Here is a 16,795-nt window from a genome sequence, read left to right as displayed (position 1 = left end):
ACTGCAATGAAAAAAGCAATAAATAAGTTTCTAACTGCATCTCTGGTACTCGCCCTCTTGGGTTGTAGCAGCGATGACAAAGTAATCGATATCGTTGAGGCGGAGCTCCAGACCGGAGCCTTCCTGCGGATCACAAATACCACGGGTGGTGCCATCAACAAAAATGACACCTCTTCCAGTGCCTCTGTGACCTTCGAATTCGATGGCCAGGACCCTTCGGAGCTGGCATCAGTGGATGTTTTCCTTACCTACACAGATAATGATGACACCGATGGGGCCGATGAATCCGTAGGACCTCTCCAACTTGGTCCGACCCTTACTCCGGATGATTTCGAAGTAAGTGATTTCGGCCTGCCGATCACCACTGTGGAATATACACTTGGGGATGCCTTGACACTATTTGGGTTGAATGCTTCTCAAATTACCGGAGGAGACCGCTTCACCCTGGAGTGGACGGTAACCCTTACCGATGGCCGGACCTTCGGGCCCGGTGATGCCAACGGTAACGTTTCGGCTGTAGGAGGGTTTTATTCTTCTCCCTACAACTATGTATCACTGGTTGTTTGTCCGCCACAACCTGGCGTCTGGACAATTGACATGGAAGATACCTACGGTGACGGCTGGCAGACATCCTCCGGAGGCGGTGGTTCCGGAATCACCTTTGAGCTGAACGATGGTACTGTATTTGAAGTATCGCTTTGCTCCGACTACGGACCCCGTCCGGGTTGTGTGGAGGATCCCAATGATGTAGCCGGATCTGTGCCTTCGCAGGGTACTGCAACCATTACGGTTCCGGAAGGTACCAGCTCTATGGTCGCTACGTTCCCGGGAGATTTTTATGGTGAGATTGCTTTTACCATTACCTCGCCCACCGGAAATGTACTTGCGAATTATTCACCCGGTTCATCAGCTGGTCCTATCGATCTGGACTACTGTAACGACACCTTCTGATAGTCGCAGACCAATCTATATTTTTAAAGCTCCCTCCCTTTTTCGGCAGGGAGCTTTTTTATTAGGCCGCTTGTAAGGAACCTTGATTTTTCTTTGTTTTCTGACAACAGATGTTCTTGGTATTCCCTCGATTGGACCTTCCAGTTATTCTTTAAATTCCCTATATTACCACCTTAAATATTTCAAAATGATTAAAACAGTTTTATCAAGCTTCCTGATGCTGGCCCTCATGGGTACTGCCTTTGCCCAGGCCCCGGTTCAGCTGCGGTATGATGGCTCCAGCGCCACCCAGAATGAATTCTTTAACCAGCTCCGCAATAAAAAGGAGATCAATACCGGTGTGTTGGAAACCGTCGGCACCCCCTATATCGAAGATGATTTCAAGCCCTGTGAGATCTTTTTCGGGGATGAAAAAATCGGTAAGTTTTTCTATCGCCACAACGCCCTGAACGATGAAATCGAGATTAAGGACTCCCAGGTCGCAGGGGAAGAGGTCAGCTCCCTGGCTACCATGCGGCAACTGACCCTCATCGACCTGGAAAACGGGAATGAGCTCTCACTGATGACCTACGAGAACAAAAAGGACCAGATGCGCAATGGGTACCTGTACCGCCTCAAGGACGGGGACAAATACAGCCTGCTCTTTAAGAAAAACGTGAAGTTTACCCAGGGTACGCAGCCCGTAAATTCGCTGGTACGGCCTACCCCGAATAAATTCTCCCTTTTTATCGAGTACTACTACTTTACCCCTGACGGAAAGGTGGCCCAGTACCTCCCCACTCGTAAAAACCGGTTTATCCGTTCCTTCGACAAATCCCTGCAGGATAAATTAAAGGAATTTATCGATGAGCAGGATATCAACCTCAACCAGGAAGAAGACCTGGTACGCGTCTTCAGTTTCCTGAACAAACAGGCATGAGGCCACGATAAACTATGTAAGGAGCCATCCGCGAAACCGGATGGCTTTTTTTATTTAACTTGCCGCCTGTTCACCAAACCCTGCAGGGAAAGCCACTATGAAGGAAGAAATGGAAATATTCGGGATCCGGGCCGTTCTCGAGGCACTGGAATCCGGCAAGACCCCGGAACGTATCCTGGTGCAAAAGGACCTTTCCGGCAGCCTGTTCCGCCAGCTGCAGGATGTGGCCAAAAAACACCAGATGACCCTGACCGTGGTCCCTCCGGAACGGTTTCGGCGTTTTGCCTCCAAAAACCACCAGGGGGTGGTAGCGATCCTCTCCCCTATTACCTACAGGGATCACACCTCATTGATCGACGAGGTGATGGCCCGGAAAACCAATCCTTTGTTCCTCCTGCTCGACGGGGTGTCCGACGTGCGCAACCTGGGTGCCATCATACGCTCTGCCGAATGCGCGGGACTCGATGGCCTGTTCCTGCCGGCCAGCGGAAGTGCGCCGGTTTCCGCCGATACCATAAAAACGTCGGCAGGAGCTGCGTTTAATCTGCCCATTTCCAGATGCCCGCACCTCAAAGACGCCATCTATTACCTCCAGGCCTGCGGGGTGCGGATTGTTGCCGCCACGGAAAAAGCCGGCAAGACCCTGTACGAAACAGACCTGACAGGGCCCCTGGCAGTACTCATGGGTTCGGAAGACAGGGGGATCAACCCGTCCCTGTTGAAACTTTGCGACCAGCAGGCGCGGCTGCCGATGCAGGGCACTATCGAATCCCTGAATGTTTCGGTTGCCAGCGGCGTCTTCCTCTTCGAGGCCCTCAGGCAGCGCCTGGGATAGGTATCGCTGCGCCCCGAATGCCCGGGCAGGGCCCCTATTCCGGAGAAGACCCGGAGTCCCTGTCCGTGCGGTAATGGTACCGAATGCGGACGCCTCCTCCACTCCGGGAGCCGCCCTCCCCCTTGTTTTGGTCCGGTTCTGAGGCATTTCCGGCTCCTGTGGAGGTCCTGGCCCCGCCAGCGATATTTCCGACTCCCGTCGAGGCCTCTGCTTCCCATGCAGCCGGCCCCTCATCGGATGCTCCCGGTGTCTCGATGAAATTTCCATCCCGGTCAAAATGCTGCATAAAGGGATCGTCATCTTCCCGGTAATCCTCCCGTTCCCAGTCGTATTTCGGGGGGGACGGCAGGCGTACCCGCAATAGTGCCGCAAAAATGAGCCCGCTGACGGCCCCGCTCAGGTGCCCTTCCCAGGAAATGCCCTCCTTGACGGGGAATATGTACCAAAGCAGGCTGCCGTAAAGGAACACCACCCCCAGTGAAAGCGCCACCAGGCGGTAATGTCGGGTGAGGATGCCTTTGAAAAAGATAAAGCTCGCCAGCAAATAAATGACCCCGCTGGCCCCGATGTGGTAGGAAGGCCTGCCAATGCACCATGTAAGGATCCCGGTAAGCAGCGTCCCCCAAATGAGCGTACGCCAGGCGATGGGCCTGTAAAAATAGAAGAGCGCGGCCGTGAGGATGGCCAGGGGCAGCGTATTGTTGTACAGGTGATCCAGGGACCCGTGTATCCAGGGGCTGGTGAAGACGCCCCGTAACCCCTGCAGGTCCCTGGGGTAAATTCCCCAGGAATTCAGGTTCAGGCCCAGGCGCAGTTCGAGCATATAAACGCTCCAAATGCCCAGCACCAAACCCAGGGGGACGGTAATTACCCGGCCGGAATACCGAAAATGTTGGACCTCAGACATTGGATGCCAAGTTACTAAATTACCTGCCCACCACCTGAAAATCCTGGTCTACCGGCTGCCCCTTTCCTGCCAATTATAGTATTTTTACGGTATGAACGAGCCGCTAGCAGAACGCGTCAGACCCCGGAAACTGGAAGCCTACCTAAGCCAGTCCCACCTGGTGGGACCGGAAGGAGCGCTGACTCGGCAAATCCGGACAGGCACTATTCCCTCCCTGATATTGTGGGGCCCGCCGGGTACCGGTAAAACCACCCTGGCCCACATCATCGCAGAGGAGAGCGGCCGCCCTTTTTATACGCTCTCGGCCATTAACAGCGGGGTGAAGGACGTGCGGGAGGTGATCGACAAAGCCCGGCAGAGCGGAGGCCTGTTCACTACCCGGAACCCCATCCTGTTTATAGATGAAATCCACCGCTTCAGTAAATCCCAGCAGGATTCCCTCCTGGCAGCCGTTGAAAAGGGATGGGTAACCCTAATAGGCGCAACTACCGAAAACCCGAGCTTCGAGGTAATCCCCGCCCTGCTCTCCCGCTGCCAGGTATATACCCTGGAATCCTTCGGCCGGGACGATCTGCTGAATCTGCTGCACCGCGCCATGGAACACGATTCCTGGCTGCAATCCCGGAAGATCGAATTAAAGGAAACCGACGCCCTGTTGCGGCTGTCCGGGGGGGACGGGCGGAAGCTCCTCAATATTTTTGAGCTCGTGGTTGCCGCATCCGAATCGGACCCTGTGGTGGTCACCGACCAGCGGGTAACCGAACTGGTACAGAACCAACCGGCCCGGTACGACAAAACAGGGGAACAGCATTACGATATCATCTCGGCCTTCATCAAATCGATCCGGGGGAGCGACCCCAATGCCGCCGTCTACTGGCTTGCCCGTATGGTCGCCGGTGGGGAAGACGTAAAATTCATTGCCAGGCGCATGGTCATATCCGCCTCTGAGGATATCGGGCTGGCCAACCCCACGGCCCTGGTGATGGCCAATGCCACCTTCCAGGCCGTACAGGTCATCGGGCACCCGGAGGCCCGGATCATCCTGAGTCAGTGCGCGGTATACCTGGCAACTTCCCCCAAGAGCAACAGCAGTTATACGGCCATCCAGGCTGCCATGGATGCCGTTGGCCGGACAGGCGACCTCCCGGTACCCCTGCCGTTGCGCAATGCCCCCACCAAGCTAATGAAGGACCTGGGCTATGGTTCCGAGTACCGGTATGCCCACGACCACCCGGGGAATTTTGCCCAAATGGAATTCCTCCCGGACGACCTCTCCGGCACCGGCTTCTACCAACCCGGCAATAACCCAAGGGAAGCCTCCCTGAAGGATTTCCTCCAGTCCCGTTGGAAGGATAAATACGATTTCGGTAAATAAATAACGGGCATCGAATGATGCCGTTCAGAATTTTATCTGGAGTGCTTCAGTTCGCAGCTCACCCGCTTCGTAGAATTCGTGAACCCATTGGGTTCCCTGCTGGTAAACCATCCCCTTGGGCTGCCCGTCGACCAGGGCGATAAAACGGTCCGGCTGGGAGGTTTCCATCAGTTTCATCCGGACTTTTGGCGTACTGTCCACCAGCTGGTAACCATTTTCAATTTCCTGGGCATACAACAAATCTGCCGGAGCGGTTTTCTGGTCGGCAACGGCATTCGCGGGCGCAGCAGCGGAACTTCCCCCTGCGGCCACTGCCATCGCAGTCGATGCCGCGGGGTTCCCTCCAGCCGCAGCGGGGCTTTCCCTGCCCTCGGGCACGGCATCCCGGGCAACATCGAGGGCCTCGGCCATCCCGGTTTGGGCTTCTTCTTCAACAGGCATCTCCCGGCTGGGTGAATCCGCCACGTCAGCCCTGGTTGCAGCCACGGAAGCGGAAGCCGCAACCGCAGGGTCCCCGCCGGCTGTTGCCGGCGGATTATAGGTGTATTTTACGCCCGAAAGGGACTCCAGGGCATCGGCAATGGCTTCCTTATACGCCGAATCATAGTCCTTGATCTTGCTGGAACCCTGCCTGGTTTCCAGCAGGATATTCCCCTCGCAATCCGAGAATTCCACGACCACGCGGGTCTGGAACATGCCGGACTCGTCCCGGAGGTTGACATAGGCGGCCTGGCAGGGGTCGACCTTGATTTCCTTTGGTTGCTGGGCATCGTAAACGGCCGGCAACCCCTTTTCGACCAGGTAATACTTCAGGATGGTGCTCGTCTGGTGCTGGTTGGTCTTCCGGAAGTCCTCGAAACGCGTCGGGACCACCATGTATTTATACGAATTGAACTGGGCCCGGCCGGTAAAAAAACAACTGGCACAGATCAGGAAAGCGCTTATTTTCAGTAACATATATGGATTCTCAATTGCGTTTCCAAGATAGGATATTTAATCCGAACTGGAAAGAGGCGTAGCGGCTGCCCGCCAGGTTCCGATAGCCCAACAGGTTATCCGCCAGCAGGTATGCCTGCACGGGCCCGGCCTGGAACTGCATCCCCAGGCCCAGGTTGGAAAGGGTGAACTTATCCGCCGTATACGTAGCCTTCAGGGCAAGCCAGTTGCCAACCCGCCGGAGATAGAAAGCCGTCAGGGCCGCCTGCGGGCCCCTTGGCCGGTTGATGGCAAACAATTGGGCGCCCACGGCGTTCCGGTACCCGGATATTTGCCGGCCAGCTGCTCCCCCTGTCCTGTAATCGCAGTCACAGGGCTCGGGTACCGGCCCCGATTGCGGCTGCCCCCAATTGTATCGGATGGAACCGTAGAGCTTGGTGGGCCTGAAGCCGACAAAAGCCCTTGAATCTTCCTCAAATGGGACCAGTGCCTCAACTTCATCCACCAGGTCCTGCCAGAAATCCCGGTCGGGGTCGGCCAGGGCTTCCGGCAGGATTACCTCAACCCCTTCAACAGTAGCCGCCCCGCGAAGCGAAAAATTCCTGGTATCCGTGTGGTAGACCATGAGCCCGAGGTCCAGCAGGCTGCCCGTGACCACCAGCCTGTTGGTCAGGGAATACGTAAATCCCAGGTCCAGGCCCACCCCGAGGTCACCCCCGAAAAAGCCCCGCCGGACCAGGTGGCTGCGCAGGGCCGGAAACTGGTCTGCCGTGTCGTCGTCCAGGATTTGCCTGAGCCCCTCAAACCCTGAGGTCTGCAGGCGCATGTCTGCATCTATCGAATTGGCAACCAGGTTGTTTTCCCCCTCCTCAGTAAGGAAATAGCCGGTATTCCGGGAGCTGCGGTAATGCAGGATCCCGGAATAGATTTTCGCACGTGCCCCTAACGTCCAGCGGTTGTCTACTTGTCGGTTGACGCCAAAGTGGAATACATTCAGGAGTTCTCCCCGGGTTTTCAGGTGGCCCAGGTTAAACCGCCTTCCCAGTTGGTCCGCATTACCTTCCCAGGCGAGGATCGCCAGGTCCCGGGGCCAGTACAGGATCATGTCCCATTCGTGATAGATCCCAAAGGAATAAAAGTCGGACGGGCGGGAGCGGCTCCTGAACCCACCGCTCAGCAACTCCACCTGGTAGGTGGTGCTGAATTCGTCCCGGGTATCCATCCCGTAAACGGCCCGGTCCCTGACCTTGTCATTGATATCCAGGCCGTCATTGGCAAAGAGGTCATCCACGCTGATACCGCTGGATCCCGCCTGTACCGAGATACCCGAAAGGAGGGGGACCCCGGCATACCATTGATACCCGGCAACCGCCCCCGGGTTGACCAGCAGCGCCTGCGGGATTTCGGTAAAATCATAGAGTAACTGCCTGTTTTGCCCCGGCATCAGGCCCGTGCAGGCAATACAGAACAAGGCTGCCATCCGCAGGCCTTTCATTTTAAACGAATCCGGAATTTGGCACTGGACCTGAGGATCACCTTCGGGTCCGGAATGCTGGATACACTGGTATTATCCCCCAGGTTGGCGGCACTCAGGCGGATTGCAGAGGTGTTGCGGATAATGTCGATACTGCGGTTTCCCATTCCCCCATAGGCCACCTCCCGTCGCAGGACGGCAGTAGGTGCCGCAGGAACGGCGAACGTCTCCGTGTCCAGCACGTTGTCGGCGTCATCCAGGTATTCGAAACGGATATCCAGGGGTTTGCTGGTGGTATTTTCCAGTTCGTACGTGACCACCCCGTCCAGGACCCGCTCGGCCACGAAGTTTTCGGCAAACGCATCAAAATTGAAGGTCTGCTGGACAAAACTTATATCGGTTATCTGGTTGATGATCCGTTCCGGGGCTTCCACATAGAGCATGCTCGCCTCCACCGTAGGAGTCACATTCAGGTCCTGATACTGGTCAAAATCCTGTTCTTCGGCACACCCGGCAGGCAGGACTGCCCATACCAGGATGCCCATCCGCAAAAGGATTCCCTTGAAATTCATAGCAAATGGATTACCTGTATTACGCCGAAGCCGGCGGCATACGATCTCCGTTCTTAATGAATAACTCTATAAATAGGATTTTATTTCCCTGAGGCCGTGGATCACCGGCCCCGCAGCCCCGACAGCATCCCCGTGCACATTGAAGTGAATGGTCTGAAAGCCCACCGCCCGTGCACCAAGGATGTCCGCCTCCAGGCTGTCCCCGATCATCACAGCCTGCCGCGCCCCGATACCGGCCAGTTCCAGTGCGAGCCGGAATATTTTCGGATCCGGCTTTTTCACACCGGCCCGCTCTGAGTGGATTACCTCGGTGAAATACCCGTCAATCCGGCTATTCCTGAGCTTTTTATATTGCACTTCCCCAAAACCGTTGGTAATAATATGCAACCGGTATTTCCCGCTCAGGTAACCCAGGATGTCCTCCGCATCCGGCATCAGGTATGTGTGGGTGGATAAAAATTCGATATACGCCTCTGAAAGCCATTCGATCTGCTGGTCCCCCACCGCCATGCCCAATTTCTCAAAAACGCTGCGAAGCCGGGTATACCGAAGTTCCCGGGATCCGATCCTGCCCTCCCGGTACGCCTTCCAGAGCTCAAAATTCAGGGGGATGTAAACCTGCAGGAAGGCCGGGATATCCACCTGAAGGCCCGCATCCCGGAAGATCCGGCGGTAGGTGAGTTCCGAATTCCGCTCAAAGTCCCACAGGGTGTGGTCCAGGTCAAAAAACACATCGGTAACGGGTTGCTCAAGCATGGTATTTGGATACAACCTGTTCATACAGTTCCAGCCAGCCCCTGGTCTGGTACCCACCCAGCAGCTCATTGGAGAAAACACAGCCAAAATACCCGTTGACCCGCTTGAGGTTTGCGTACAGTTCATCCAGGGTCTCCCAAAGCGCCTTCCGGTTTGCAAAGGCCAGCAGGGAATAATCGTGGAAGGCAAAGGGGTACACGCGGATGGGTTGCTGGGTTTCCAGGTTGATGTCGTAAAAATAGAAGGGGGTACAGGTACTGGCGCGGAAACCGATCCGGTGGGTGTACCCCATGGTATAATCCTCGCTGAACTCGGCCTCGATCAGGTCCCGGTAAGACTGGGGGATGTCGACCCGGTTATAGCGCAGGCGCGAGTACTTTACCGGGCGGTTCAGGACGTCGGACAACCTCTTTTTCTCCTCTTTCAGCACAGGCAGATTGCGGGAAGCCGTGTAGGAAACGGCCAGGGAGACAATGGAATAATCGGCGACCGATTTGATCAGGTGCCGGAACCGGTTGTTGTTGGGGGATACATTCTTGTCGTAGGTGGAATATTCGGCAAACTGGAAAAAGAACATGGCTTCCACCGGGTATTTCTTGTGGATGGCAATCAGTTCCTCATAATTGTCATAGGGGTCCCGGGACGGGTCGAACCACACCTTTACCCGTTCCCAGTTCCGGCGGAATTTCAGGCGGGAAAGGTCAAAAAGGAACCCTCCCAGGCTCCTGAAAAGCCCGCGCCGGGCAAAGCAATGCGAAGTGGTCACATCGATGACCGGCCGGAATGCATATCCCTCCGGCCGGGCCTGGAGGTCCGGGAACCGCTCCTGCAAAAGGCCGAGGAGTTTATAGGCCCAGAGGTCAATCAGGGGGAGGTGGAGAAAGTCGTGCTCAAATGCCAGGCTTTCCCGGGGCGGAAACCTCCCGTGCATATCCTTTAGATGGGGCAGGTACTCCTCGTACCGGCTGATCAGGTAAAAGGAGGCGGCAAAGATGTCGTAGGGAATGTTGGAGCGCTCCCCGGTACGGAAAAAACAGGGCAGCCCGTCCCAGTCCCCCATCTGGATCGGGATGGTGTCCACCCCCTGCTGGAAGAGCAGGTCGTGGCTGCGGATAAAAAACTCATTTTGCAGGGGTTGGCGGGTATACGTAATCTTGGGGCCCTTGTGGGCGATGAAATCCTCCACCTTGCTGCTGAACCGTACGTCGATCCCCAGGGTGCGCGTAAACAACTGCCGGGCCGTGTACGAAAATCGCGGGCTGATTTTGTGTGTATAAATTAGAAGTTCTGCCAATTCCTACAGTAATTGTTCGTCTGCAAAGCTAAAATACGTCGTTCCTCCGAGTATCAGGTGGTCCAGCACGCGGATATCCATGGTATGGGCCGCTTTTACGATTTTCCGGGTGATCTGCCGGTCCGCATTGCTCGGCTGCAGGTTCCCGGAGGGATGGTTGTGCACGAGCACCAAAGATACGGCGCCCAATTCAAGTGCCCTTCTAAGCAGGAGTCGCACATCCACCAGGGTACCGGTCAGCCCCCCCTTACTGAGTTGGAACCGGCTGATCACCGCATTGGCGTTATTCAGGTATACCACCCAGAACTCCTCGTGTTCCAGCCTGGAAAGGACGGGCCGCATCAGCTGGTGTGCATCCCGGCTTTCCCGGATCCGGACCCGGCTATTGCCGGGCGCCTGGGCCAACCGGTTGCCTATTTCCATGGCCGCGCCGATGGCTGCCGCCTTCGCAGGGCCGATCCCGTCTAAAACAAGCAGCCGCTCCAACGGAAGCCTTTGCAGGCCGGAAAGTCCGCCTGCCTGCTCCAGTATCCGCCTGGCTAGCGCAACGGCCGAGGTTCCCCGGGTGCCGGAACCCAGCAGGACAGCCAGTAACTCAGCCTCCGACAGGGCCGGGGGCCCGGAATCGAGGAGGCGTTCCCGGGGACGTTCCCCCGGCAACCAGCAGCGGATGGTTACCCGTTGTTTTTCCTGCGGCATTTCAAAAATAAATAACAATTTCAAAATGCAAACCGGAAGCAGCGGGCTTCGATTTTTTTGTAATTTCCGTTCAAAAGCAACCCGTGAAATCCCTATTTGAACCGGAGGCCTACCGGGAAATCAGGCATCGGCTAAATTCGTTGAACAAGGATGACAAACCCCTCTGGGGCCGTATGGACGCCGGGCAGATGGTCTGGCATTGCCAGTTCCCGCTCAAGGTGGCCATTAAGAACAAAGACCTGAAGCTTAAAAGCAATCCGTTCCTGGTATGGTTCTTCAAAAAAAGCCTGTACAATGACCGCCCCTGGCGGAAAAGCCTGCCAACAGCACCCCAGGCCAGGGCAATCGAGCCAAAGGATTTTGAAACCGAATATCCCGTATTGCTGGATTTGGTGGACGCCTGCCACGAACTGAAAAGCCGGGAAACATGGAACCCCCATCCCATGTTTGGGAAACTCACCCCCCAGCAGTGGGGGCAGATGCAGTACAAGCACCTGGACCACCACCTGCGGCAATTCGGGAAATAAACCGATTCGTCCGGGCCTAACCCAGTTTTCCAGCCAGGGCCTGGAGGTCGAGCCCCCCGTAGTTCCCGCTGCTCATCAGCAGCAGGACCGAATCTGTGAAATCGAGTTGGTCCAGGGTATCCCGCAAAGAGGCCGTATCCGTGTAAACCTCCAGGTTGGGAAGGGCAAAGGCCCTGCGGATGTCCTCCGGGCTGATCTCCGCCAGGCCCTTAATCCTGAGCGAATCCGGGATATAGAAGACCAGGGCGCGGTCCGCGGCATCCAGGCTGCCCCGGTAATCCGACAGGAAGCCGGCATTGAGGCTGCTGTAGGTATGCAACTCCAGGCAGGCGATGAGTTCCTTCCCGGGAAACTGCTCCCGTACCGCATGGGTGGTTGCAGCCGCCTTGCTCGGGGAATGCGCAAAATCCTTGAAGAGGTACCCTGAATCGCTTTTTGCGAGCAATTCCAACCGCCTTGCCGCCCCCCTGAAAGTAGCCATAGCCTCGTAAAAATCGGTCGCATCCACCCCCATCTGCTGGCAGATCCACTGGGCACCGGCCAGGTTGTTCAGGTTGTGCTGCCCGAAGATCTTCAATGGCATGGGTCCTTCCGGCGTATCCAGCAGGGTCACCCCGTCGACCACTTCATAGGCCGGGGTTTCGTAGGGAAATTTGCGGATGGGTGCTTCCAGCCCCTCGATAAGCGCCCGTACTTCCGGGTCTTCCGTATTGTAGGTAATGCTGCCCCCCGGGACGATCCCCTCCAGGAAAATGCGGAATTGCTCCCGGTAGTTGTCGAAGGTGGGGAATACATTGATGTGGTCCCAGGCAATACCGCTCAACAAGGCAATATTCGGCTGGTAGAGGTGGAATTTGGGCCGTCGGTCGATGGCTGAGGAGAGGTATTCATCCCCTTCGAGGACGATGAAATCGTTTTCTTCCGTCAGGTGCACCATGCGGTCAAAACCCTCCAGCTGCGCCCCGACCATGTAATCGGCGGGTTTGTCCCAGTAGTTGAGCACATGCAGGATCATGGAGGTAATGGTGGTCTTTCCATGGCTGCCGCCGATAACCACCCGGGTCTTGTTTTTGGACTGTTCATATAGGAATTCCGGGTAGGAATAGATGGGCAGGCCCAACTCCTGTGCCCTGGAGAGTTCCGGGTTGTCGGCCTTGGCATGCATCCCCAGGATCACGGCGTCCAGGCCCGAATGGACCTTGTCGGGAAACCAGCCAAAGGATTCGGGCAGCAATCCGGCCCGGTCCAGGCGGGTCCTGGAGGGTTCGAAGATCACGTCGTCGCTGCCGCTGACCCGGTATCCCCTGTCGTGGAGGGCCAGGGCCAGGTTGTGCATGGCGCTGCCGCCGATTGCGATAAAATGGATGTTCATGCGGAATAGCTAATTGCCGCCAAAGATACACAATGGCCGCGGGGTTTGCCAGCTGCTACACGGGCCCCGGAAGGGCGCTGTCGCTCCGGGTCCGGGAAACGCCTTGCCATTTGGACCGAAAGACGTAATTTACCTTTCCAACCCGAAATATCAGCACATGGAATATTCCCTGCAAACCATGACCCCGAAGGAAATCATGCCGGGCTTTAGCGGCCGGATGGTCCACGGGCAAAAAATGAGCCTTGTTTTCTGGGAGGTTACCGCCGGCGCGGAAGTCCCCTCCCACCACCATGAACACGAGCAAATCATGCATGTACTGGAGGGCCGCTTTGAGTTTACCCTGGATGGCCAAACCGGCACCTACGGCCCGGGCGACCTGGTACTGATCCCATCCGGGGTGCCCCACAGCGGTAAGGCCCTTACGGATTGCCGGCTGCTCGATGCCTTTGCACCAGTCAGGGAGGAATACCGATAAACCGCCGCATATGGAAATCTCTTTAAAAGGAAAACACGCGCTCATTGGGGGCAGTAGCCGGGGGATTGGACTGGGGATTGCCCGGCAGCTGGCCCGGAGCGGGGCACAGGTGACCCTTGCCGCCCGCAGCGGAAACCGCCTGGAGCGCCTTGCCGGAGAACTCAAAGCGGAGACCGGCCGGGAACACCGCTTTATACAGGTGGACTATACCCGCCTGGATACCTATAAATCCGAAATCGGGAACTATCTGCAGGCCCACCCGGTGGATATCCTGGTCAACAACACCCAGGGGCCGCCGGCGGGCACCAGCCTGGAACAAACCACGGAGGACTATCAGGAGGCGTTTGACCTCCTGTTCCAGTCGGTGGTACATACCACCCATTGCGCGCTGCCCCATATGCAGGATCAGGGTTGGGGACGCATCATCAATGTTGCCTCGGTCTCGGTACGGGAGCCCCTGGGCTACCTGGCGCTTTCGAACAGCATCCGGGCAGCCGTGGTGAGCTGGGCCAAGACGCTGGCCTCCGATGCGGGACCCTACGGCATCACTGTAAATTCGGTCCTTACGGGCTATTTTGACACGGAGCGCCTCGCCTCCCTGAATGCCAAAAAAGCCAAACAAATGGGGATCGCCCCCGAAGAGGTCGCAGATGCACTACGGGAAAAAGTACCGTTGCGCCGCCTGGGGCAGCCCGGGGAATACGGTTATCTGGCAGCGTTCCTTGCATCGGACCAGGCCGCCTACCTGACCGGGGCGGTAATCCCGTTGGACGGGGGGTTGCTCAGGTCTTATTAGGGGGGGGTAAGTTAGCCGGGCAGGGTGCCCGGTGAAAATCTTCAGGGCCAGGCCTTATAATCAGAAATCCTATTGAGGGGGGAACCGGGAAAAGGCCTTTTCGGCCACCCGGTAGAGTTGTCTTTCCCGTTCCAGGGGATCGGCATCCTCCCTGAAGCGGTCCGTAGTGATGGCCTGCCAGACCAGGGATTCCTTTGCCCGGTCGATGACATCAAAAGTCAGCTGCCGGCTGAGGGAGTTGCCTTCCACCGGGATCCCCACGGAAACGCCTCCGCCCACATTCCGACCGGTACCGCCAATCCCAAGTCCGAAACTGCTGCCGGATGGCCGCTGGTAGGTTTCCCCGTAAACATTCACCAGGAAATCCGGCTCCTCCGACTGCCGGAAACCCTGCTGGCGCAGGACCGTTTCCACCGCATCGAGTAACCGGCGGCTATCCAGTTCACTGAGCCCGGTTTGCATGTCCGGATAAAAATTGAACGTGGAATACCCGGCCCATTGCTGCTCCCGCTCGTAATCGGTCTGCAGGCGGATGCCGGCGCAACCGGCAAGCAGGAACACACAGGTCAGGAGCAGGATACGCTTCATGTTACAGGGTCTTCAATCGTTTACCCTAAAATACGGAAATGGGGGCGGGTCGTAAAACCTGCGGGGATTTATTCGTTCAACAGCTTCCAGAGGCGATCCTTCAGGGCGGTCAGGCCCTTGCCGGAAACCGAGGAGATAAAGGTAAATTCCACATCCGGCAGGGTACGCTCCAGTTCGGCCTGCATTTCACGGGTGAGTTCCTCATCCAGGAGGTCCGCTTTGGAGATCGCCAGCAACCGGCGTTTATCGAGTAATTCGGGGTTGTATTTACGCAGTTCCCCCAGCAGGATTTCATAATCTGCCGCGATATCCGCACTATCGGCAGGGATAAGGAAAAGAAGGGCCGCGTTGCGCTCGATGTGGCGTAGGAAGTAGTGCCCCAGGCCCCGTCCTTCAGAGGCCCCCTCGATGATACCGGGGATGTCGGCGATGACGAAGCTCTGGAAATCCCGGTACTTCACAATCCCCAGGTTGGGTTTGAGGGTGGTAAATTCGTAGTCCGCGATCTTTGGTTTGGCAGAGGTCATGGCTGCCAGCAGCGTGGATTTGCCGGCATTGGGAAAGCCGACCAGGCCTACGTCGGCAAGCACCTTCAGTTCGAGAAGCAGGGTTTTTTCTTCCCCGGGAAGGCCGGGTTGCGAATACCGCGGGGTCTGGTTTGTGGAGGTTTTGAAATGCCAGTTGCCGCGTCCCCCAAGGCCTCCTTCGGCCAGTATCTCCTGCTGACCGTCTTCGGTAATCTCAAAAAGTTGCTCCCCGGATTCCAGGTCTTTGATCACCGTGCCCAATGGCACCTCGAGTACCACGTCTTCCCCGTCCGCCCCGGTACTCCGCTGGCGTCCGCCGTGCTCCCCGTGGCCTGCCTGGAAATGCCTTTTAAACTTAAAGCCAAGCAGGGTCCACAGGTCCTTGTTCCCGCGTACCATAACGTGGCCGCCGCGACCCCCGTCCCCTCCGTCAGGGCCTCCCTTGGCCACATACTTTTCTCTCCTCAGGTGGGAGGAACCCTGTCCCCCCTTCCCGGATTGCAGGTGGATTTTAACGTAATCGACAAAATTACCTTCCGTCATGGAGATGGGTTTAGTGGTATTCCGTAAGTGCCGGGTCCCCGGGTCCCCTTCAGAGGGATTCGATGACTGCGGCCAACCGGCCGGTGATCTCCTGGATCTCCCCGATGCCGTTTACGCTGTGGAATTTGCCCTGCTCCTCGTAATAGGATTTCAGCGGGGCGGTTTTCTGGTTGTATTCCTCAAAGCGATTCCGGATTTTTTCAGGATCCTGGTCATCCGAACGGCCGCTGACCTTTCCGCGCTCCAGCAGGCGCTCCAGAAGCACCTCATCGCCCGCTTCCAGGGCGATGGTAGCATCGATCCGCATCTCCTTGCTGCGCAGGAATTCATCCAGGGCTTCTGCCTGGGCTACGGTCCTTGGGAACCCGTCGAAAATAAACCCGGCAGCATCCGGGTCCTTTTCCACTTCGCCCTGCAGCATGCGGATGGTTACCTCGTCGGGGACCAGGTCGCCCTTGTCGATATACGACTTGGCGAGTTGCCCCAGTTCTGTCCCGTTTTTAATGTTTTGGCGAAACACGTCGCCGGTGGAAATGTGTTTCAGGTCGTACTTCTCTTTCAGGAAGGCTGCCTGGGTGCCTTTGCCGGCCCCGGGTTTCCCGAATAAGACAAGGTTGATCATGGGTTGTCGGTTTAGTTGGTAGATATCGCGCAGGTTCCGGCCCTGTTCTTTGTAATCCAGGCCGTACCCCACAATGAACTTATCCGGGATTTCAAGCCCGAAGTAATCGATGGGGTATTCCCCGTTGTAAATTTCGGATTTGTAAAAAAGGGAGGCGATCTTGAAATCGCGGACATTCTTGTTGGCAAAAAGGTGGACCAGTTCCTGCAGGGTCCGGCCCGTATCCACAATGTCCTCTAGGATAATCACATGCCGGCCGGCCACCTGCTCGGGCAGGTCCAGCAGGGTCTCCACGATGCCCGTGGAGGTCAGCCCCCGGTAGGAACCGAGCTTGACAAAGGTGAGCTCGCAGGGGTGGGGATAGTGCTTCATGAAATCGGACACGAACATATAGGCCCCGTTCAACACCCCTACAAAAACGGGCACTTCATCTTTGTAATCCCTGGCGATATCCGCAGCCATTTTTTCAACGGCCTGCAGGATCTCGGATTCCGGGATAAAATGATCGAAGCGTTTGCCAAAAAGTGTTACCGTGCGTTCCATGCTTACTCGAACCGCGAAGATAGTGTTTTGATTTTTCTTTTTTACGCAGGGGGTCCGTGCTTTCTGAGATTAAGCTGTATTTTT

General features: G+C 56.6%; 18 protein-coding genes. 7 read left to right on the top strand and 11 right to left on the bottom strand.

Translation table 11 applies throughout. The features are described from left to right. Positions 1 to 6: 6 nt before the first annotated feature. The 3 genes from H7F20_RS09730 (at position 7) to rlmB (ending at position 2,705) form a co-directional block, all read left to right on the top strand. Positions 7 to 951 carry a hypothetical protein gene (locus H7F20_RS09730; protein WP_185785995.1) on the top strand — a complete coding sequence of 315 codons (945 nt, stop codon included), beginning with the start codon at positions 7 to 9 and terminating at the stop codon, positions 949 to 951. A gap of 187 nt (positions 952 to 1,138) precedes the next feature. After that, a complete protein-coding gene (locus H7F20_RS09725; RefSeq protein WP_185785994.1) occupies positions 1,139 to 1,870 on the top strand; it encodes a hypothetical protein in 732 nt (243 codons plus the stop codon). A gap of 97 nt (positions 1,871 to 1,967) precedes the next feature. Next, on the top strand, positions 1,968 to 2,705 hold the full coding sequence (gene rlmB, locus H7F20_RS09720; RefSeq protein WP_185785993.1) for a 23S rRNA (guanosine(2251)-2'-O)-methyltransferase RlmB: 738 nt from the start codon (positions 1,968 to 1,970) through the stop codon (positions 2,703 to 2,705). 34 nt (positions 2,706 to 2,739) lie between these two features. Here the strand turns inward: rlmB and H7F20_RS09715 are convergent, their stop codons facing one another. Further along, entirely contained in the window at positions 2,740 to 3,612 is an 873-nt protein-coding gene (locus H7F20_RS09715) for a rhomboid family intramembrane serine protease (RefSeq protein WP_185785992.1), read from the bottom strand. A 91-nt stretch (positions 3,613 to 3,703) separates the two neighbouring features. On the opposite strand from H7F20_RS09715, the gene H7F20_RS09710 reads away from it, so the two are divergent. Further along, positions 3,704 to 4,987 carry a replication-associated recombination protein A gene (locus H7F20_RS09710; RefSeq protein WP_185785991.1) on the top strand — a complete coding sequence of 428 codons (1,284 nt, stop codon included), beginning with the start codon at positions 3,704 to 3,706 and terminating at the stop codon, positions 4,985 to 4,987. Between the two features lie 24 nt (positions 4,988 to 5,011). On the opposite strand, the gene H7F20_RS09705 is transcribed toward H7F20_RS09710, so the two are convergent. The 6 genes from H7F20_RS09705 to radC all read right to left on the bottom strand — a co-directional run bounded on the left by H7F20_RS09705 (position 5,012) and on the right by radC (position 10,718). Beyond that, positions 5,012 to 5,944, bottom strand: a complete 933-nt coding sequence (locus H7F20_RS09705; RefSeq protein WP_185785990.1) for a hypothetical protein — start codon at positions 5,942 to 5,944, stop codon at positions 5,012 to 5,014. 10 nt (positions 5,945 to 5,954) lie between these two features. Then, the gene (locus H7F20_RS09700; protein WP_185785989.1) at positions 5,955 to 7,418 is read right to left on the bottom strand and encodes a DUF5723 family protein; all 1,464 of its coding nucleotides are present in this window, start codon (positions 7,416 to 7,418) and stop codon (positions 5,955 to 5,957) included. Then, positions 7,415 to 7,969 carry a hypothetical protein gene (locus tag H7F20_RS09695; protein WP_255444055.1) on the bottom strand — a complete coding sequence of 185 codons (555 nt, stop codon included), beginning with the start codon at positions 7,967 to 7,969 and terminating at the stop codon, positions 7,415 to 7,417. The genes H7F20_RS09700 and H7F20_RS09695 overlap by 4 nt, the downstream gene beginning before the upstream one ends. A 66-nt stretch (positions 7,970 to 8,035) precedes the next feature. Next, entirely contained in the window at positions 8,036 to 8,725 is a 690-nt protein-coding gene (locus H7F20_RS09690) for a YjjG family noncanonical pyrimidine nucleotidase (RefSeq protein WP_185785988.1), read from the bottom strand. Then, a complete protein-coding gene (locus H7F20_RS09685; protein ID WP_185785987.1) occupies positions 8,718 to 10,019 on the bottom strand; it encodes a polysaccharide deacetylase family protein in 1,302 nt (433 codons plus the stop codon). Before H7F20_RS09685 ends, H7F20_RS09690 begins: the two co-directional genes overlap by 8 nt. A gap of 3 nt (positions 10,020 to 10,022) precedes the next feature. After that, positions 10,023 to 10,718 carry a DNA repair protein RadC gene (gene radC / locus H7F20_RS09680; RefSeq protein ID WP_185785986.1) on the bottom strand — a complete coding sequence of 232 codons (696 nt, stop codon included), beginning with the start codon at positions 10,716 to 10,718 and terminating at the stop codon, positions 10,023 to 10,025. Between the two features lie 83 nt (positions 10,719 to 10,801). Here radC and H7F20_RS09675 point away from each other — a divergent pair, with 83 nt between their 5' ends. Beyond that, positions 10,802 to 11,245: a DUF1569 domain-containing protein gene (locus H7F20_RS09675; protein ID WP_185785985.1), complete on the top strand. Its 444-nt coding sequence runs from the start codon at positions 10,802 to 10,804 to the stop codon at positions 11,243 to 11,245. A gap of 16 nt (positions 11,246 to 11,261) precedes the next feature. Here the strand turns inward: H7F20_RS09675 and murC are convergent, their stop codons facing one another. Further along, positions 11,262 to 12,617, bottom strand: coding sequence for a UDP-N-acetylmuramate--L-alanine ligase (gene murC, locus H7F20_RS09670; protein ID WP_185785984.1), 1,356 nt, complete (start codon positions 12,615 to 12,617; stop codon positions 11,262 to 11,264). Positions 12,618 to 12,774: 157 nt separating this feature from the next. Here murC and H7F20_RS09665 point away from each other — a divergent pair, with 157 nt between their 5' ends. Together H7F20_RS09665 and H7F20_RS09660 are read left to right on the top strand one after the other, a co-directional pair. Then, complete coding sequence (locus H7F20_RS09665) at positions 12,775 to 13,092, top strand: cupin domain-containing protein (protein WP_185785983.1); 318 nt, start codon at positions 12,775 to 12,777, stop codon at positions 13,090 to 13,092. Positions 13,093 to 13,102: 10 nt separating this feature from the next. Continuing rightward, the gene (locus H7F20_RS09660) at positions 13,103 to 13,888 is read left to right on the top strand and encodes an SDR family oxidoreductase (RefSeq protein ID WP_185785982.1); all 786 of its coding nucleotides are present in this window, start codon (positions 13,103 to 13,105) and stop codon (positions 13,886 to 13,888) included. A 69-nt stretch (positions 13,889 to 13,957) separates the two neighbouring features. On the opposite strand, the gene H7F20_RS09655 is transcribed toward H7F20_RS09660, so the two are convergent. The 3 genes from H7F20_RS09655 to H7F20_RS09645 all read right to left on the bottom strand — a co-directional run bounded on the left by H7F20_RS09655 (position 13,958) and on the right by H7F20_RS09645 (position 16,711). Next, on the bottom strand, positions 13,958 to 14,476 hold the full coding sequence (locus tag H7F20_RS09655) for a DUF4136 domain-containing protein (protein ID WP_185785981.1): 519 nt from the start codon (positions 14,474 to 14,476) through the stop codon (positions 13,958 to 13,960). Positions 14,477 to 14,544: 68 nt separating this feature from the next. After that, positions 14,545 to 15,546 (bottom strand): GTPase ObgE, encoded by a 1,002-nt coding sequence (gene obgE / locus H7F20_RS09650; RefSeq protein ID WP_185785980.1) that lies wholly within the window; start codon positions 15,544 to 15,546, stop codon positions 14,545 to 14,547. Between the two features lie 49 nt (positions 15,547 to 15,595). Then, complete coding sequence (locus H7F20_RS09645) at positions 15,596 to 16,711, bottom strand: adenylate kinase (protein ID WP_185785979.1); 1,116 nt, start codon at positions 16,709 to 16,711, stop codon at positions 15,596 to 15,598. Positions 16,712 to 16,795: the final 84 nt, after the last annotated feature.

It is taken from the genome of Robiginitalea sp. SC105, assembly GCF_014243345.1.
Classification (GTDB): Bacteria; Bacteroidota; Bacteroidia; order Flavobacteriales; family Flavobacteriaceae; genus Robiginitalea.
Note: the sequence above shows the minus strand (reverse complement) of the source record. Positions and strands in the feature narration are given on the sequence as shown.

Bases quoted from the DNA above. Each gene is read 5' to 3' on its own strand.
- H7F20_RS09730 (WP_185785995.1), top strand. From the start codon at position 7: ATGAAAAAAGCAATAAATAAGTTTCTAACTGCATCTCTGGTACTCGCC.
- H7F20_RS09725 (WP_185785994.1), top strand. From the start codon at position 1,139: ATGATTAAAACAGTTTTATCAAGCTTCCTGATGCTGGCCCTCATGGGT.
- rlmB (WP_185785993.1), top strand. From the start codon at position 1,968: ATGAAGGAAGAAATGGAAATATTCGGGATCCGGGCCGTTCTCGAGGCA.
- H7F20_RS09715 (WP_185785992.1), bottom strand. From the start codon at position 3,612: ATGTCTGAGGTCCAACATTTTCGGTATTCCGGCCGGGTAATTACCGTC.
- H7F20_RS09710 (WP_185785991.1), top strand. From the start codon at position 3,704: ATGAACGAGCCGCTAGCAGAACGCGTCAGACCCCGGAAACTGGAAGCC.
- H7F20_RS09705 (WP_185785990.1), bottom strand. From the start codon at position 5,944: ATGTTACTGAAAATAAGCGCTTTCCTGATCTGTGCCAGTTGTTTTTTT.
- H7F20_RS09700 (WP_185785989.1), bottom strand. From the start codon at position 7,418: ATGAAAGGCCTGCGGATGGCAGCCTTGTTCTGTATTGCCTGCACGGGC.
- H7F20_RS09695 (WP_255444055.1), bottom strand. From the start codon at position 7,969: ATGAATTTCAAGGGAATCCTTTTGCGGATGGGCATCCTGGTATGGGCA.
- H7F20_RS09690 (WP_185785988.1), bottom strand. From the start codon at position 8,725: ATGCTTGAGCAACCCGTTACCGATGTGTTTTTTGACCTGGACCACACC.
- radC (WP_185785986.1), bottom strand. From the start codon at position 10,718: ATGCCGCAGGAAAAACAACGGGTAACCATCCGCTGCTGGTTGCCGGGG.
- murC (WP_185785984.1), bottom strand. From the start codon at position 12,617: ATGAACATCCATTTTATCGCAATCGGCGGCAGCGCCATGCACAACCTG.
- H7F20_RS09665 (WP_185785983.1), top strand. From the start codon at position 12,775: ATGGAATATTCCCTGCAAACCATGACCCCGAAGGAAATCATGCCGGGC.
- H7F20_RS09660 (WP_185785982.1), top strand. From the start codon at position 13,103: ATGGAAATCTCTTTAAAAGGAAAACACGCGCTCATTGGGGGCAGTAGC.
- H7F20_RS09655 (WP_185785981.1), bottom strand. From the start codon at position 14,476: ATGAAGCGTATCCTGCTCCTGACCTGTGTGTTCCTGCTTGCCGGTTGC.
- obgE (WP_185785980.1), bottom strand. From the start codon at position 15,546: ATGACGGAAGGTAATTTTGTCGATTACGTTAAAATCCACCTGCAATCC.
- H7F20_RS09645 (WP_185785979.1), bottom strand. From the start codon at position 16,711: ATGGAACGCACGGTAACACTTTTTGGCAAACGCTTCGATCATTTTATC.